The sequence below is a fragment of the Klebsiella sp. C360 genome (assembly GCF_048822415.1).
GTDB classification, from domain to species: Bacteria; Pseudomonadota; Gammaproteobacteria; order Enterobacterales; family Enterobacteriaceae; genus Klebsiella; species Klebsiella quasipneumoniae.
Window position 1 is genome coordinate 150,934 of sequence record NZ_JBMEZZ010000007.1, and the last position, 15,150, is coordinate 166,083.

Here is a 15,150-nt window from a genome sequence, read left to right on the forward strand (position 1 = left end):
ACGACTGGCCGGCCCCCTCTCCCTGACACCTGTGGTAGACCACTACGCCTTTCGTATTATTGATCCTCATCACAAAGGGCCAATCACAATTGTTACTCTCAGGCTAACGATTGGCCGCCGTGCTTAATTGATGCTCCGCGCCTCGCATCGCACACTACCCTCCACCAGGACAAACAAAACGATTTGTCGAATCAGGAGGTTAATAATGAATGCCGAACAAACGACGGGGCGGGTCTGGAACCGTCGCCGGACGGAAAAGCAGCGGCGGCTGGCCGAGGCCAACATCCCCGGCAAAGTCATCCCCACTGACCAGCTGGTCAGCGTACTGGAAAACCTGATCGCCCCTGGCGACCGGGTGGTGCTGGAAGGCAACAACCAGAAGCAGGCCGATTTCCTCTCCCGCATGCTGGCGGAAGTCAATCCGCAGAAAATCCACGATCTGCATATGATCATGCCGAGCGTCGGTCGCAGCGAGCATCTGGACCTGTTTGAAAAAGGTATCGCCCGCAAACTCGATTTCTCCTTCTCCGGTACCCAAAGCCTGCGCATTTCGCAGCTGCTGGAAGATGGCCTGCTGGAAATCGGCGCCATTCATACCTATATCGAACTCTACTCCCGCCTGTACGTCGATCTGTCGCCCAACGTCGCGCTGATCGCCGGCTACAAAGCCGACCGTAAAGGTAACCTGTATACCGGGCCGAGTACCGAAGATACCCCGGCGCTGGTGGAAGCCGCCGCCTTCCACGACGGCATTGTTATCGCCCAGGTCAACGAACTGGTGGACGACGAGTGCGATCTGCCCCGTGTCGATATTCCCGGCTCGTGGATTGATTACGTGGTGGTCGCCGACAAGCCGTTCTTTATTGAACCGCTGTTCACCCGCGACCCGCGCCTGATTAAGCAAGAACACATTCTGATGGCGATGATGGCGATCAAGGGCATCTACGCCGAGCATCAGGTGCAGTCCCTCAACCACGGGATCGGCTTCAACACCGCCGCCATCGAACTGCTGCTGCCGACTTACGGCGAACAGCTCGGTCTGAAAGGTAAAATCTGTAAACACTGGACCCTGAACCCGCATCCGACGCTGATCCCGGCGATCGAGAGCGGCTGGGTGGAGAGCGTGCACTGCTTCGGCGGCGAACTGGGGATGGAAGAGTACATCCGCGCCCGTCCGGATATCTTCTTTACCGGCCCGGACGGCTCCATGCGCTCCAACCGCGCCTTCTGCCAGCTGGCGGGGCAATACGCGGTGGATATGTTTATCGGTTCGACCCTGCAGGTTGATGGTCTGGCTAACTCCTCGACCGTCACCCGCGGCCGCCTTTCCGGCTTCGGCGGCGCGCCGAACATGGGCCACGATCCGCACGGCCGCCGCCACGCCACCCCTGCCTGGCTCAATATGATCACCGAGCCGGACCCCATGCAGCGCGGTAAAAAACTGGTAGTGCAGATGGTCGAAACCTTTCAGGCCGGGGTGAAGCCGACCTTCGTTGAGACTCTCGACGCGGTCGACGTCGCCAAAACCTCCGGCATGCCGCTGGCGCCGGTGATGATTTACGGCGATGACGTCACCCACGTGCTGACCGAAGAGGGTATCGCCTACCTGTATCGTGCGGAAAGCCTGGAAGAGCGCCGGGCGATGGTCGCCGCCGTGGCCGGGATCACCGACATCGGCCTCGGAGTGGACGCGAAACGCGTGGCTGCCCTGCGTCAGAGCGGCAAAGTGGTCTACCCGGAAGATCTCGGCATTCGCCGTAGCGAGGCCACCCGTTCGCTGCTGGCCGCCGGCAGCGTCGCCGACCTGGTGGAATGGTCCGACGGACTGTACAACCCACCGGCAAAATTCCGGAGCTGGTAATGAAAATTCTCTCCCCCCTGCACGCAGAAAGCCGCGTCAGCTGGCTGGCGGATACCGCCAGCGCCTGTCTGATTGACGAAGCCCGTCTGAGCCCGAAACCGGGTCTGGTTGACAGCCGCGGCAGCGGCGCGCATCAGGACCTCACGCTGGCGCTGATGGAACGCTCCGCCCGCAGCCTGCAGCCGACCTTCCACGCGCTGGCGCAGCAAAGCTGGCGCCGCCCGGCGGATATCGCGCTGCGCGAAACCGTCGGCCGCCTTGGCCGGGAAGGCGAAGCGCAGATGATGCAGGCCACCGGCGGGGTCAATACCCACCGCGGCGCCATCTGGGCGCTGGGGCTGCTGGTCAGCGCGGTAGCGATGTTGGGGGGAGCGGGTCATTCACAGGCGATCGCCGACACCGCCGCCGCCCTCGCCCGCCTGCCCGACGGCCTGGCGCCGAAAAGCTTCAGTAAAGGGCTACGCGCCAGCCGCCGCTGGCAGGTGCCGGGCGCGCGCGAAGAGGCGCAGCGCGGTTTCCCGCATATCACCGCCCTGGCGCTGCCGCAGTTACAGCAAAGCCGCGCCCGGGGCGCCAGCGAGCCGCAGGCGCAACTTGACGCGCTGATGGCCATCATGACCTCGCTGAGCGATACCTGCGTGCTGTCGCGCGCCGGCATGACCGGCCTGCAGACCATGCAGCAGGGCGCCCGCGCGGTGCTGGCGGCCGGCGGTTGCGCCAGCGTCGAAGGACGCGCCGCCCTGGCGCGGCTTGACGCGCAGATGCTGGCGCACAACGCCTCGCCGGGCGGCGCCGCCGATCTCCTTGCCGCCACCCTGTTTCTCGACCGGGTTGCCGGCTAACGCATTCAGAGGATGTTATGGAACAGATTACATTGTCATTTCCTGCCAGCCGCGCCCTCCGCGGCCGAGCGCTGGCAGGGGTTGTAGGTTCAGGCGATATGGAAGTGCTCTATACCGCCGCCGGAAGCGATACGCTCAGCGTGCAAATTACCACCTCGGTGGATAACAGCCAGGCGCGCTGGCAGGCGCTGTTCGACCGGCTGAGCCTGATCAACGGCCTGCCCGCCGGGCAGTTGGTTATTCACGATTTCGGCGCCACGCCGGGCGTCGCCCGTATTCGTATCGAACAAGTCTTTGAGGAGGCCGCTCATGCGTAACGATCGCAGCTTTATCGAACTGCGCGCTCGCGAACGCGCCCACGCACTGCTGGACGACGGCAGCTACCGCGAACTACTGGATCCGTTTGACGGCATTATGTCGCCGTGGCTCGGCGCGCAGGGCATTGTCCCACAGTCCGACGACGGTATGGTGGTCGCCAAAGGCGCTATCAACGGCCAGCCGGCGGTGGTGATTGCTATCGAAGGCACCTTCCAGGGCGGCAGTATGGGCGAAGTCTCCGGCGCCAAAATGGCCGCCGCGCTGGAGCTGGCGGCGGAGGATAACCGCAACGGTATTCCGACGCAGGCGGTCCTGTGCCTGGAAACCGGCGGCGTCCGGCTGCAGGAGGCCAACCTTGGCCTGGCCGCCATCGCCGATATTCACGCCGCGATTGTCGATCTGCGCCGCTACACCCCGGTAGTCGGCATCATCGCTGGCACCGTCGGCTGCTTCGGCGGCATGTCCATCGCCGCCGCGCTGTGCAGCTATCTCATCGTCACCCGAGAAGCCCGTCTCGGCCTCAACGGCCCGCAGGTTATCGAGCAGGAAGCCGGCATTGAAGAGTACGACTCGCGTAACCGGCCGTTTATCTGGAGCATGACCGGCGGCGAAATTCGCGCCGCCAGCGGCCTGGTCGACGCGCTGGTTAACGATGGCGTCAAGGCCGTCAAAACCGCGATGAACGAGGCGATCGCCAAAGGCGTACCGGCGCAACACCGCAGCGACAATTATGACGACTATCTGCGCCGTTTAAGCCAGTTCGACACCCGCCAGCAGGCGGATACCGCGCAGATTAAACAGCTTTTTGCCCGGGAGGAAAAATAATGAGTCAGTTCCCAAACCGCGCCGCGCTGTGGCTGAATAAACTGGCGCCCGACGCGCCGCTGATGAGTGGTCTGTGCCCTTCCGTGCAGGTGGCAGACGGCCAGATTGATGGCGAAAAGGTGCGTTTTATCGCCGTAGTGCCTGACGCCAATAACCACTACCCGCGCGCCGCCGGTGGCGAAGTCGGTCTGCTGGAAGGCTGGACGCTGGCGAAAGTGGTCAATGAAACCCTCGACGCCGATGCCGATAAAACGGTAAAGCGCCCGATTATCGCGGTTATCGATGTCCCCAGCCAGGCCTATGGCCGTCGCGAAGAAGCCTTTGGTATTCACCAGGCGCTGGCCGGAGCGGCAGGCGCCTACGCCAAAGCCCGTCTGGCCGGCCACCCGGTGATTGGCCTGATCGTCGGCAAAGCGATGTCCGGGGCGTTTCTGGCCCACGGCTACCAGGCCAACCGTCTGATCGCCTTTAACGACAGCGGCGTACTGGTCCACGCGATGGGTAAAGCGTCGGCCGCGCGCATTACCCTGCGCAGCGTGGAGGCGCTGGAGAAACTGGCGGCGACCATCCCGCCGATGGCCTATGACGTCAGCAACTACGCCACGCTCGGCCTGCTCTCCGCTCTGCTTGACATCAGCCATCCGGACGCCCCTGACGACCACGATCTGGCGCTGGTGAGCCACACCCTGCGCGACGCCATCGCTGACGCGCGCCAGGATCCCTCGCTGAAGTGCCGCCTGGGTGCGGAAAACCGCCGCAGCTCGCAGCGGGTCCGCGACCTGATGCGCGCCAGCTGGTAGCACGTTCGTACGTAAGTAGTAGAAGAAAACCTGCCGGAAGCCGTCCCCCGGAGCGCGTCATAACCGCGCCGGGTAGGGACGGCTTTTAGAAAAAATAACAATCGCGCCAGTACTCTATTTTATTTACAGGTGATTTATGACTTATGTGATTATTCATGCTCTTGCCCCGATTTTCGTCATTATGCTGCTGGGCTTCTGGGCCGGTAAGGCCGGGATGGTAGATAACAAAAATGTCTCCCTGCTCAATATCTTTGTAATGGACTTTGCCTTACCCGCTACGCTGTTCAGCGCCACGGTGCAAACGCCGTGGGCCGGTATCGTCGCCCAGTCGCCGCTGGTGCTGGTGCTCACCGGCGCGATGTGGTTCACCTACGCCGGGATTTACTTCCTCGCCACCAGCGTCTTCAAACGCACCCCGCAGGATGCCGCGGTGCTGACCCTCACCGTCGCGCTGCCGAACTACGCCGCGCTGGGCCTGCCGATCCTCGGCAGCGTGCTGGGTGAAGGCGCATCGACTTCGCTGTCGGTGGCGGTCTCTATCGCCTGCGGTTCGGTACTGATGACCCCCTTCTGCCTGCTGATTCTGGAACGTGAAAAAGCCCGCGCCGCGGGGGAAACCACCGGTTCTACGCTGGCGATGCTGCCGGTGCTGATGTGGCGTTCGGTGAAAAAGCCGATCGTCTGGGGCCCGCTGCTCGGGGTGGTGCTTTCCGCTATCGGCATTAAAATGCCGGACCTGCTGCTGGCCGCCATCAAACCGCTGGGCCTGGCCGCCACCGCCGCGGCGCTGTTCCTCACCGGGGTGATCCTCTCGGCGCGTAAACTGCAGCTCAATGCGCTGATCGCCACCTCCACCATCGTGAAACTGCTGGTGCAGCCGTTTATCGCCTGGGGACTGGTGATGCTGCTGGGTCTGCACGGCGCTATCGCCATTACCGCGATCCTGATGATTGCCCTGGCCGCCGGCTTCTTCGGCGTGGTCTTCGGCAACCGCTTCGGCGTGCAGTCCCCGGATGCTGAAGCCGTGCTGCTGTTGAGCTCGGTTCTGTGTATCCTGTCGCTACCGCTATTTATCTCTTTGACTTCAGGACTGTAAACCATGTCATCAACACCGCGTCCCCACGATTTAGTGTGGTTAAACCACGCCAGCGCCCTGGAAGATGTTGTCGAGCCGTGGGTGGCTCAGCAGTGGCGAGCCGCGCTGCCGGTGGTGGTGAGGCGCGATGTTGACGGTCAGGCCCGCATCCCGGTTGGGGTGCGGGGCATGAAACGCGAACAGCGCGCCGCCGGCTGGGTACAGGCGCACAATATCGTGCGCAGCGTCACCCCGGAGATGCTGGTGGAGCGCGAGCGCCTGCTGGGCTCCCCTTTTGTTTCGCAGCCGCCGGTCCAGGCGGCCATCGCCCTGACGCTGGGCGACTGGCCCTGGCGCTGGGGCGTCACCGGCAGCACCGGCTACGCGCTGGCGACCGAAATCCCGGTACTCCATGCGGCAAGCGATCTGGATCTCCTGATCCGCGCCCCGCAGCCGCTGGCCCGCGAGGCGCTGCTGGAATGGCAGTCCCGGGTGGCCCAGCTCCCGTGCCGCGCCGATACCCAGGTCGAAACGCCATACGGCGCCTTCGCCCTCAATGAGTGGCTCCGCGATGGGCGAGCGCTGCTGAAAACGTCCCGCGGCGCGCGCTTAACCGCTGCGCCGTGGCGCAGGGAGGAATGATGAAGATTTTGTTTACTTTTCCCGGACAGGGTGCCCAGCGTCCCGGCATGCTGGCGGCTATCCCCGACCGCGAAGCGATCCTCAGCCAGGCGCGCGCCGTGCTGGGGGATGAAGTCGAGGCCCTCGATAGCGCCGGATCGCTAAAACATACCCGTGCGGTCCAGCTCTGCCTGCTGATCGCCGGGGTAGCCTGGGCGCGCGAGCTACAGCGCCAGGGCGTCAATCCGCAGATGGTCAGCGGCCTGTCCATCGGCGCCTTTCCCGCAGCGGTGATTGCCGGCGCGCTCGATTTCGCCAGCGCGCTGCGCCTGGTGGCCCTGCGCGGCGATCTTATGGAGCAGGCCTATCCCGAAGGTTACGGGCTGACGGCGATCATGGGCCTGACCCGCCCGCGGGTTGAGGCGCTGATGGAGGGTCACGAGGTCTATCTTGCCAACCTGAACGCCGAAACGCAGATCGTGATCGCCGGACGCGATGAAGCCATGGCCGAGGTGGCGCAGCTGGCGCTGCAGGCGGGCGCCAGTAAGGCGCAGCAGCTGGCGGTCAGCGTTCCGTCGCACTGCGCGCTGCTGGATAAACCCGCCGCCGCGCTGGCAACAGCCTTTGCCGACGTGACCTTAACGCGCCCGCAGTGCGCCTATTTAAGCGGCTCGACGGCGCGCGTGCTGTGGGATCCGCAGCGGATCGCCGACGATCTGGCGATGAACATGGCGCGCACCGTCCACTGGCAGGAGGCGATGATCGCCGCCGATGAGCGCGACGCGCGCTTAGCCATTGAGATGCCCCCCGGCGGGGTATTGACCTGCCTGACCCGCCAGGCGGGCTGGCGCGGAGAGACCCTTTCGCTGGAACGCAGCGGCGTGGATGTCGCCCGCCATCTGGCGCAGCGGCTTAGCGATTAAGGCTCCGGGCGTACATTCTCCCTTCCGCCGCCAGCGCCAGCAGGTCGGCATCGCGTTCGCGATGGTGTGAATAGACAATCGAGATCAGCTGGCGCATCTGGTACGGTTCCGCCAGCTTTAACAGCTGTACATCTTTTTCATAGACTTTTTTCATCCGCCCCGGCAGCAGCGCAAACCCGACGCCCGCCTGCACCAGGCTAATCATCGAAAAGATGTCATTCACCCGGGTGACGATCGTCGGCTCGAAGCCAGCGATATGAAACGCTTCCCGGAACCCGGCATAGGTGGCGAACCCCTCCGCCAGCGAGACGAATTTCCGGTCGGCGTAATCGCGCAGGTCAGCAAGCTGTGTGCTATCCAGCTGCGCCGTCGCCGGGGCGGCGAGAAAGATATCGTCCTCAAACAGCGGCACCACGTCGAAAGCGGTATTGTTGAACTCCCCTTCATTGGTGGCGATCAGGATAGCGTCGAGGGCGTCGTCTTCCAGCATATCCAGCAGCATCTGGTTAGAGCCCATGGTCAAATCCAGCTCCAGCTCCGGGCGACGCAGCTTCATACCCATGATAATGCGCGGGACGGTTTCCAGGGTCAGGGAATAGAGGGTGCCGATGCGCAGCCGCCCCTGGCCGACGCCGGCGACTTTGCGCGTCGCCTCAAGGCCGCGGCTCATCAGACTCATCACATCCTGACAATATTCCAGCAGCGTCCACGCCGCCTGCAGCGGCAGCAGATTGCGCCCTTTATGGACAAACAGCGGGCAGCCCACCCCCTCTTCCAGGGTATGCAGCGCGCGGTGAACGCTGACGCTGCTAAGCTTCATCGCTTCGGCGGTTCTGGCGATATTGCCCTTCGCCATAAACATCATAAAGACCGACAGCTTGCGGAAGGTGATCTCCTGGTTGATATCGTCTTGCATAGCCCTTCCACACTCCTGATTTGCTTTTCTTTTTTCAATTCAAATCAGTATATCGTTTATGACGGCAAAGTTGCAGGCAGAGAGCGGCTTAGGCCGGCAAGGAACGCAAAAAAGGGAAGACCGTGGTCTTCCCTTTTGTTCTCTATCGAGTTTGCTTTTACAGCGCCATATCGTGCTGCGGCGAGGCGTCGCGCTGCGGCTCCGCCGGCTTCGCGGTCGCGGTGGGCGCAGCCGCTGGCATCTGGATCACCGGCGGTTTCGTCAGCTGCAGGGTCGCGGCGGTATCATCCCAAACCTGCTGGGTCAGCGCCACGTTACCGTTCAGCTTCTGACCGTAGCTCGGCACGATCTGGTGGATACGGGTCTGCCACTCCGGCGAGTTAAACTGCGTCGGGAACATCTGCTTGAGCACATTGAGGGTGATCGGCGCGGCGGTGGAAGCCCCCGGCGACGCGCCGAGCAGCGCGGAAATGGTTTTCTGCTGATCGACCACCACTTCGGTGCCCAGTTTCAGCACGCCGCCCTTCTCTGCGTCTTTCTTAATGATCTGCACGCGCTGGCCGGCCTGGATCAGCTTCCAGTCCTCTTTACGCGCGTCCGGGTAGTACTCTTTCAGCGCGGCGAAGCGGTCATCATCGCTGAGCATCACCTGGCTGACGAGATATTTCACCAGGTCGAAGTTATCGAGTCCGACGTGGGTCATCGGCAGCACGTTGTCAGTGGTGGTGGTGCTCAACAGGTCGAAGAAGGAACCGTTTTTCAGGAACTTGGTCGAGAAGGTGGCGAACGGCCCAAACAGCACCACGCGCTTGCCATCCAGGTAGCGGGCGTCAAGGTGCGGTACCGACATCGGCGGCGCGCCGACCGAAGCCTGGCCATACACTTTCTCGAGGTGCTGCGCGGTGACCGCCGGGTTCTCGGTCATCAGGAACGAACCGCCCACCGGGAAGCCAGCATAGTTGTCCGCTTCCGGAATAGCGGTTTTCTGCAGCAGCTTCAGCGCGCCGCCGCCGGCGCCGATAAAGACGTATTTCGCGTCAATAGTCTGCGCTTCCCCGCTCTGCACGTTCTTAATGGTCACGTGCCAGGAGTTATCGGCATTGCGTTTGAAATCGGTGACCTCAGAGGAGGTTTGCAGGGTGAAATGGCTGTTTTTCTTCAGGCTGCCGATCAGCTGCCGGGTGATTTCGCCATAGTTAACGTCGGTACCTACCGGCGTCCAGGTGGCAGCGACTTTCTGCTGCGGATCGCGGCCTTCCATCACCAGCGGCGCCCACTGTTTAATTTGCGCGTGGTCGGTGGAGAATTTCATCCCCTGGAATAAGGTGGTCTGCTGCAGCGCGGTATAACGTTTCTGTAGATAGTCGACATTATCGCCCCAGACGAAACTCATATGCGGCGTGGAATTAATAAAGGAGTGCGGATCGTGCAAAATACCGCGCTTCACCTGTGCCGACCAGAACTGACGGGAGATCATAAACTGTTCGTTAATATCCAGCGCTTTGCTGACGTCAATCGATCCGTCGGCCCGCTCCGGCGTATAGTTCAACTCCATATTCGCCGAGTGACCGGTACCGGCGTTATTCCAGCCGTTGGAAGATTCCAGGGCCACGCCGTCCAGTTTCTCCACCATCGTCAGGTCCCAGTCCGGCTGCAGCGCCTGCAGCCAGGTGCCAAGCGAGGCGCTCATGATCCCGCCGCCAATCAGCAGGAAGTCAGTTTTTTTAGAGGTATCCGCTTCAGCATGCGTCGCCGCGCTGACGAACATCGCTAATGCGGTAAAGGAAATAATCGTTTTTTTCATTGCAGGCATAATAGAATTATCACGTAGCACACGGTAATAAGAGGCAGCATATTAACGCACTTTTACTTTATTTTAAAATATCATTTACACTCTCGCATTTTTAATCAAATAATTATTTAACTTAAAAAATCAGAACGACGCAAAAAAATAAAAGTCGCCGTAAAATTATGGCTGAAAATTCAGCGCGATTGCCGGGGAAAATAGAAAAGAGGGATTTCTTTAGTTAATAAAGTCCAGACGCGCACACCGTTGGTGCGCGCCTGGCGACAGGCTTAATGGGCGGGAGTGACAGCGCTGCGCTGGGCTTCGCGCAGGGCAAGACGCAGATGATCGTGATGTTTGGTCAGCAGCTCCCGCGCGTGCCAGGCGTCCAGCCCGCTGAGCAGCATCAGGATCGCGGTGCGGCAATGGTGGTGGCAGTTGGTCAGCGCGGCTTTTGCTTCGCTGCGCGTGCAGTCGGTGGCCGCCATGACAATCGCCACCTGCCGCTCCGCCCAGTGCGGAGTGTCAGCCTGCAGATCCACCCGCAGGTTGCTGTACACCCGGCCGTCACGGATAGCGAGGCCCGTCGACACCATGTTAAGGATCTGCCGCTGGGCCAGCCGGGCCTTCGGATTGGTCAAACCCGCCACCGCTTCCGGCCCGGTCTGAGGAGCAATAACAATATCCGCCAGCTGCGCCGCCTCGCTGGCCGCCTGCTGGGTCACCACCGCGATCGGGGCCCCCAGCGACCAGGCGTGGCGCATCGCCCCCCAGACCCACGGGGTCTTGCCGCTAACGGTCAGCGCCAGCAGCATATCGTGGCTGGAAAAGTCCAGCGACTGCAGCTCGAAGGCGCCAAGATCGTAATTATTCGCCGCCGTCTCCCGCTCGGCCATCGCCGCCGTCTGGCCACCGGCAATTAGCCCCACCAGCGCATGTTTGCCTTCCGGAGAGTAGTCGCTGACCGCCTGGACTGCCGTGCGGCCTGATTCCCCGGCGCCGATAATGACCAGACGCCCTCCCCGGCTCATTGTCGCGGTGGCGATATCAATCAACCGGGCGATATCCGGCAGACAGGCGCCGACCGCCTCCGATATCTGCTTATCATCCTGATGCAGCATCGCCAGCATGTCGGCGGTGGCGAGGCGATCGATGTGGGTGGTATCCGGGTGACGACGTGCCTGCATTGACGCGGTTAGCGAACTGCTCATAACAACCTCCATTTACGACAGAAAAAGCGCATCTCGGCGAAATCAGCGGCCTGATGCATATCCTTATATTCATCAGGACTATTTAACCTCTGTCGCCACTATAAGGGGAATCTTCCGCGCTTTACCGCCGTCGGGGTCACAGTTTACCGTCCCGATCGCCCGTTCACGGGCAATTGCCGATTATCTGAGCAATCCTGTATCAGGTCTTATCTTCACCTTCCGCCTGCATGGCCAGCCAGAAGGATTGCTGACAGAGGTTATAAAATTGTTTGCGCATTGGCTTCACCTCCAGGCCGGCGCTATCGATAACCTGCCAGTCGATCCAGCACTCCGGGCAGGAGGCGGCATCCTGTTGCGGAAGCTCGAGCTCGTAGCGGTGCTGGATCACCACCCCGCTGCGATGCCGCCAGCGCGCGATCTCCCACTCTGCTTCCGCTTCACGGTCCTGTTCACGATGCTGCGTCAGTCGTTCAACGTGCTGTTGCCGGAGGATATCCCGGACCAGAGATGCCAGTTCCATCATGTCTGCCTTAAGCCTGTGGCGAAAAGCGACAGTTTATCGTGGACGGGCCGAGGCTACCGTAGCAAAAGCGGCCTTTTGCTTTGATTACACGGCTTTATGAATGCCGCGCTATCAGCGATAATAATCGTTCACTGAATCTATCCGGGATCGTCATGAAGGCATCAGAGCACCCGCCTCGCGTTCGTCAACGCGCCTTACCGCTAAAGCTGAGCACCGCCGTCTCCTTGATGATTGGCAGCGTGATCGGCGCCGTGCTGCTGCTGGTCTATGCCCTGTGGTATATGCAGATCAGCAATGCCACCCGCGACGGCCTGAAAGAGACCGCGCTGGCGGTGGCGCGTACCATGGCTGATATGCCGCAGGTGAAGCGCGGACTGGCGGCGCCGCCGCAGCAGCAGATTATTCAGCCGCTGGCGCAGGCCATCACCCGGCGCAACGACCTGCTGTACGCTATCGTCACCGATATGCACGGTATTCGCTATTCGCATCCGGACAGCTCAATTATTGGCAAACCCTTCATCGGCCACGATATCCAGCCGACGCTGCAGGGAAAAGAGAACGTGGCCATTAACCACGGGGTGCTGGCCCCGGCGCTGCGAGTGTTTACCCCGGTGTTCAACGACCAGCATCAGCAGATTGGCGTGGTGGTGGTCGGCATTTCGCTGAGTAAAGTGGACGAGCAGATCGCCAACAGCCGCTGGGACGTGCTGCTGACCATCCTGTTCAGCGCGCTGGTCTGCGCCATCGGCACCTGGAGCCTGGTGCGCGGCCTGAAGCGCGTCCTGCTGGGGCTGGAGCCGCACGAAATCTCCACTCAGTTTCAGCAGCGTCAGGCCATGCTTCACGCCCTCAAGGAGGGGGTGGTGGCGGTCGATGCCCATGGTGAGGTTAACCTGATCAACCCGGCGGCGCGCGAGATTCTCTTTTCCGGGCCGGACAAGACCCTCGCGCATACCCCGCTGCTCGCCGACCTGCAGACGGTTTTGCACAGCGGCGAGCCGATGTACGACCGCGAGCTGGGGTGCAATGGCCTGTTGCTCATCAGCAACACGGTGCCTATCCGCAGCCAGGAGGCGGTGGTCGGCGCCATCTGTACCTTCCGCGATAAGACCGAAGTCAGCCAGCTGCTGCAGCGGCTGGACGGCATGATGAGCTATGTGGATGCCCTGCGCACCACCTCACATGAGTTTATGAACAAACTGCACGTGATCCTCGGCCTGCTGAATATGAAAAGCTATGGCAAACTCGAGGAGTACGTGCTGCAGACCGCCCACCGCTACCAGGCGGACATCGGCGATATTCAGCACCGCATTAAATCCCCGGTGGTGGCCGGCTTTCTGATAAGTAAAATGCAGCGCGCCACCGAGTGCGGCTTTACCCTTAAGCTGGCGGAAGAGAGCCTGGTGCCGGATTGCCCGAATGAGAAGCAGGTCACCGTGCTGGTGACGGTGCTGGGCAACCTTATCGAGAACGCGCTGGACGCCATGAGCGGTCAGGCGGAGGGCGAAATCGGCCTGCTGCTGCACTATCAGGACGGCTGGCTAAGCGGTGAAGTGAGCGACGACGGGCCGGGGATCCCGGAAAACAACATCGACGCTATCTTTAACAAAGGCTTCTCCACCAAAGGCGAGAATCGCGGCGTCGGGCTGTTTCTCGCCAACCAGCAATTACGCGAGCTGGGCGGCACCCTCGCCGTCGAGTCGGAACCCGGCGTATTTACCCAATTTTTTGTTCATCTCCCCTGGGATAGTAAAAGGAAACGTGCGTGATAAATGTGTTGATTGTTGACGATGATGCCATGGTGGCCGAACTGAATCGCCTGTACGTGGCAAGGGTTCCCGGCTTTCGTTGCAGCGGGAGCGCCTCGACGCTCAGTCAAGCCCGGGAGATGATTAACGATCCGCAGCTGGAGATCGATCTGGTGCTGCTGGATGTCTATATGCAGCAGGACAGTGGGCTCGATCTGCTGCCGACTATCCGTAAATCGGGGCGCGCCATCGATGTCATCATGATCACCTCGGCGGCGGATGCCGCCACGGTGCAGACCGCCATGCATTACGGAGTGGTCGATTACCTGATTAAACCTTTCCAGTTTCCCCGTTTTGAAGAGGCGCTCACCACCTGGCGGGAGAAGCGCAAGCTGATAACCGGCCAACCCTATTACGAGCAGGCCGACGTTGACCGCCTGCTGCACGGCGGCGCGCCGGAGGCCAGCGACGCGCGCAAGCTGCCCAAGGGGCTCACCGCGCAAACCCTGCGCACCCTGTGCCAGTGGATTGACGCTCACCCGGACGTTGAATTCTCTACCGATGAGCTGGCGGCGGCGGTGAATATCTCCCGTGTTTCCTGCCGCAAGTATCTGATCTGGCTGGCGCAGATCAATATTCTCTATACCACTATCCACTACGGCGCCACCGGGCGGCCGGTCTATCGCTACCGCCTGGTGGCCGAACAGTACAGTTTGCTTAAGCAGTACAGTCAGTAACGCGGTAGCCGCTGTCCAGCGACGCAAAGCGCAAGCGCTGCGGCGATGACAGTATAATGTCGCGATTTTTGGTGACGAAAATCGCGTCGATATCCTGCCGCTGACGCAACGCTGCGCAGCCTTTCTCGACGCCGAGGCCGAACAGCAGCGTGGTCCAGATATCGCCGTCTAAAGAATCGCTGGAAATCACCGTGACGCTGTCGAGTTCGTTGTCCAGCGGGTAACCGCTGCGCGGGTCGAGAATATGGTGCCAGCGCTTGCCGTCCTGCTCGAAATAACGTTCGTAGGTGCCCGAGGTGACTACCGACTGTCCGTTGACCGTCAGGGAGCCGATCAGCGCCTGCGCATCGGCAAACGGTTTTTTCAGGCCAATAGCCCATTCGCCGAGGGTATGCACATTGCCGCCGAGGTTGATCAGCGCCCTTTCCACCTGCTGCTGACGCAGATAATCACGCACCCGGTCAGCGATATAGCCTTTGGCGATCGCCCCAAGATCCAGCTCCATCCCCGGCTGCTGAAGAAACACGCTGCAGGTTGCCTCATCAAGGATCACCTCCTGCGGGCGGGTCAGCGCCAGCCGGGCCCTGATTTCGCCGGCGTCAGGCACGCTGTGTCCCTGAAAGCCAATCCGCCACAGCTTCACCAGCGGCCCAATCGCGAGGTTAAAGGCGCTGTCGCGCACCATGCTGGCGGCTTTGGCGCACTGAATGAGCTGAAAGACCGGGCGGCTGACGGTCACCGGGTGACGTCCGGCGGCGTGGTTGATATCCATCACCTGGGACTCGGCGCGGTTAACGGTAAGCAGATCTTCGTAGCGCTTGATTAACTGAAATACGCGGGAGGCCAGCGCCTCATCATGGGAGCAGAGTTTGAGCAGGATGGGAGAACCCATCAGAACGGCGGAGTAGCTATAGACGCGGTTATCAGACATCGGGCTCTCCTTAGTAGGGGTAAGCCGGGCGGC

At 61.3% G+C, this 15,150-nt stretch carries 15 protein-coding genes; 10 read left to right on the plus strand and 5 right to left on the minus strand.

From position 1 onward, the window contains the following. Positions 1-205 precede the first annotated feature (205 nt). The 8 genes from mdcA (at position 206) to mdcH (ending at position 7,265) form a co-directional block, all read left to right on the plus strand. On the plus strand, positions 206-1,861 hold the full coding sequence (gene mdcA, locus ACOI7D_RS19225) for a malonate decarboxylase subunit alpha (protein WP_023289537.1): 1,656 nt from the start codon (positions 206-208) through the stop codon (positions 1,859-1,861). Further along, complete coding sequence (locus tag ACOI7D_RS19230) at positions 1,861-2,703, plus strand: triphosphoribosyl-dephospho-CoA synthase (RefSeq protein WP_044522779.1); 843 nt, start codon at positions 1,861-1,863, stop codon at positions 2,701-2,703. Before mdcA ends, ACOI7D_RS19230 begins: the two co-directional genes overlap by 1 nt. A 17-nt stretch (positions 2,704-2,720) precedes the next feature. Then, positions 2,721-3,020, plus strand: coding sequence for a malonate decarboxylase acyl carrier protein (mdcC, locus tag ACOI7D_RS19235; RefSeq protein WP_023289535.1), 300 nt, complete (start codon positions 2,721-2,723; stop codon positions 3,018-3,020). Continuing rightward, positions 3,013-3,846: a biotin-independent malonate decarboxylase subunit beta gene (locus ACOI7D_RS19240; protein WP_023289534.1), complete on the plus strand. Its 834-nt coding sequence runs from the start codon at positions 3,013-3,015 to the stop codon at positions 3,844-3,846. Before mdcC ends, ACOI7D_RS19240 begins: the two co-directional genes overlap by 8 nt. Then, complete coding sequence (mdcE, locus tag ACOI7D_RS19245) at positions 3,846-4,646, plus strand: biotin-independent malonate decarboxylase subunit gamma (RefSeq protein ID WP_109547392.1); 801 nt, start codon at positions 3,846-3,848, stop codon at positions 4,644-4,646. The genes ACOI7D_RS19240 and mdcE overlap by 1 nt, the downstream gene beginning before the upstream one ends. Positions 4,647-4,782: 136 nt before the next feature. Continuing rightward, a complete protein-coding gene (locus tag ACOI7D_RS19250; RefSeq protein WP_109547393.1) occupies positions 4,783-5,742 on the plus strand; it encodes an AEC family transporter in 960 nt (319 codons plus the stop codon). Positions 5,743-5,745: 3 nt separating this feature from the next. Further along, positions 5,746-6,363 (plus strand): malonate decarboxylase holo-ACP synthase, encoded by a 618-nt coding sequence (locus tag ACOI7D_RS19255; protein WP_032452725.1) that lies wholly within the window; start codon positions 5,746-5,748, stop codon positions 6,361-6,363. Next, positions 6,363-7,265, plus strand: a complete 903-nt coding sequence (mdcH, locus tag ACOI7D_RS19260) for a malonate decarboxylase subunit epsilon (protein WP_109547394.1) — start codon at positions 6,363-6,365, stop codon at positions 7,263-7,265. Before ACOI7D_RS19255 ends, mdcH begins: the two co-directional genes overlap by 1 nt. On the opposite strand, the gene ACOI7D_RS19265 is transcribed toward mdcH, so the two are convergent. The 4 genes from ACOI7D_RS19265 to ACOI7D_RS19280 form a co-directional block, all read right to left on the minus strand. Next, the gene (locus ACOI7D_RS19265; RefSeq protein WP_023289529.1) at positions 7,255-8,181 is read right to left on the minus strand and encodes a LysR substrate-binding domain-containing protein; all 927 of its coding nucleotides are present in this window, start codon (positions 8,179-8,181) and stop codon (positions 7,255-7,257) included. The genes mdcH and ACOI7D_RS19265 overlap by 11 nt on opposite strands. Positions 8,182-8,338: 157 nt before the next feature. Continuing rightward, positions 8,339-9,949: a malate dehydrogenase (quinone) gene (gene mqo, locus ACOI7D_RS19270; RefSeq protein ID WP_244341724.1), complete on the minus strand. Its 1,611-nt coding sequence runs from the start codon at positions 9,947-9,949 to the stop codon at positions 8,339-8,341. A gap of 308 nt (positions 9,950-10,257) precedes the next feature. After that, complete coding sequence (locus ACOI7D_RS19275) at positions 10,258-11,178, minus strand: N-acetylmuramic acid 6-phosphate etherase (RefSeq protein WP_072421724.1); 921 nt, start codon at positions 11,176-11,178, stop codon at positions 10,258-10,260. A 199-nt stretch (positions 11,179-11,377) separates the two neighbouring features. Further along, complete coding sequence (locus ACOI7D_RS19280) at positions 11,378-11,698, minus strand: hypothetical protein (RefSeq protein ID WP_032428815.1); 321 nt, start codon at positions 11,696-11,698, stop codon at positions 11,378-11,380. A gap of 155 nt (positions 11,699-11,853) precedes the next feature. Between ACOI7D_RS19280 and ACOI7D_RS19285 the strand changes: the two genes are divergently transcribed. Both ACOI7D_RS19285 and dcuR read left to right on the plus strand, forming a co-directional pair. Continuing rightward, the gene (locus ACOI7D_RS19285) at positions 11,854-13,470 is read left to right on the plus strand and encodes a sensor histidine kinase (protein ID WP_023289525.1); all 1,617 of its coding nucleotides are present in this window, start codon (positions 11,854-11,856) and stop codon (positions 13,468-13,470) included. Then, positions 13,467-14,186, plus strand: coding sequence for a two-component system response regulator DcuR (dcuR, locus tag ACOI7D_RS19290; RefSeq protein ID WP_023289524.1), 720 nt, complete (start codon positions 13,467-13,469; stop codon positions 14,184-14,186). Before ACOI7D_RS19285 ends, dcuR begins: the two co-directional genes overlap by 4 nt. Here the strand turns inward: dcuR and ACOI7D_RS19295 are convergent. Beyond that, positions 14,167-15,117: an FAD:protein FMN transferase gene (locus tag ACOI7D_RS19295; RefSeq protein WP_023289523.1), complete on the minus strand. Its 951-nt coding sequence runs from the start codon at positions 15,115-15,117 to the stop codon at positions 14,167-14,169. The two genes, dcuR and ACOI7D_RS19295, sit on opposite strands and share 20 nt — an antisense overlap. Positions 15,118-15,150: the final 33 nt, after the last annotated feature.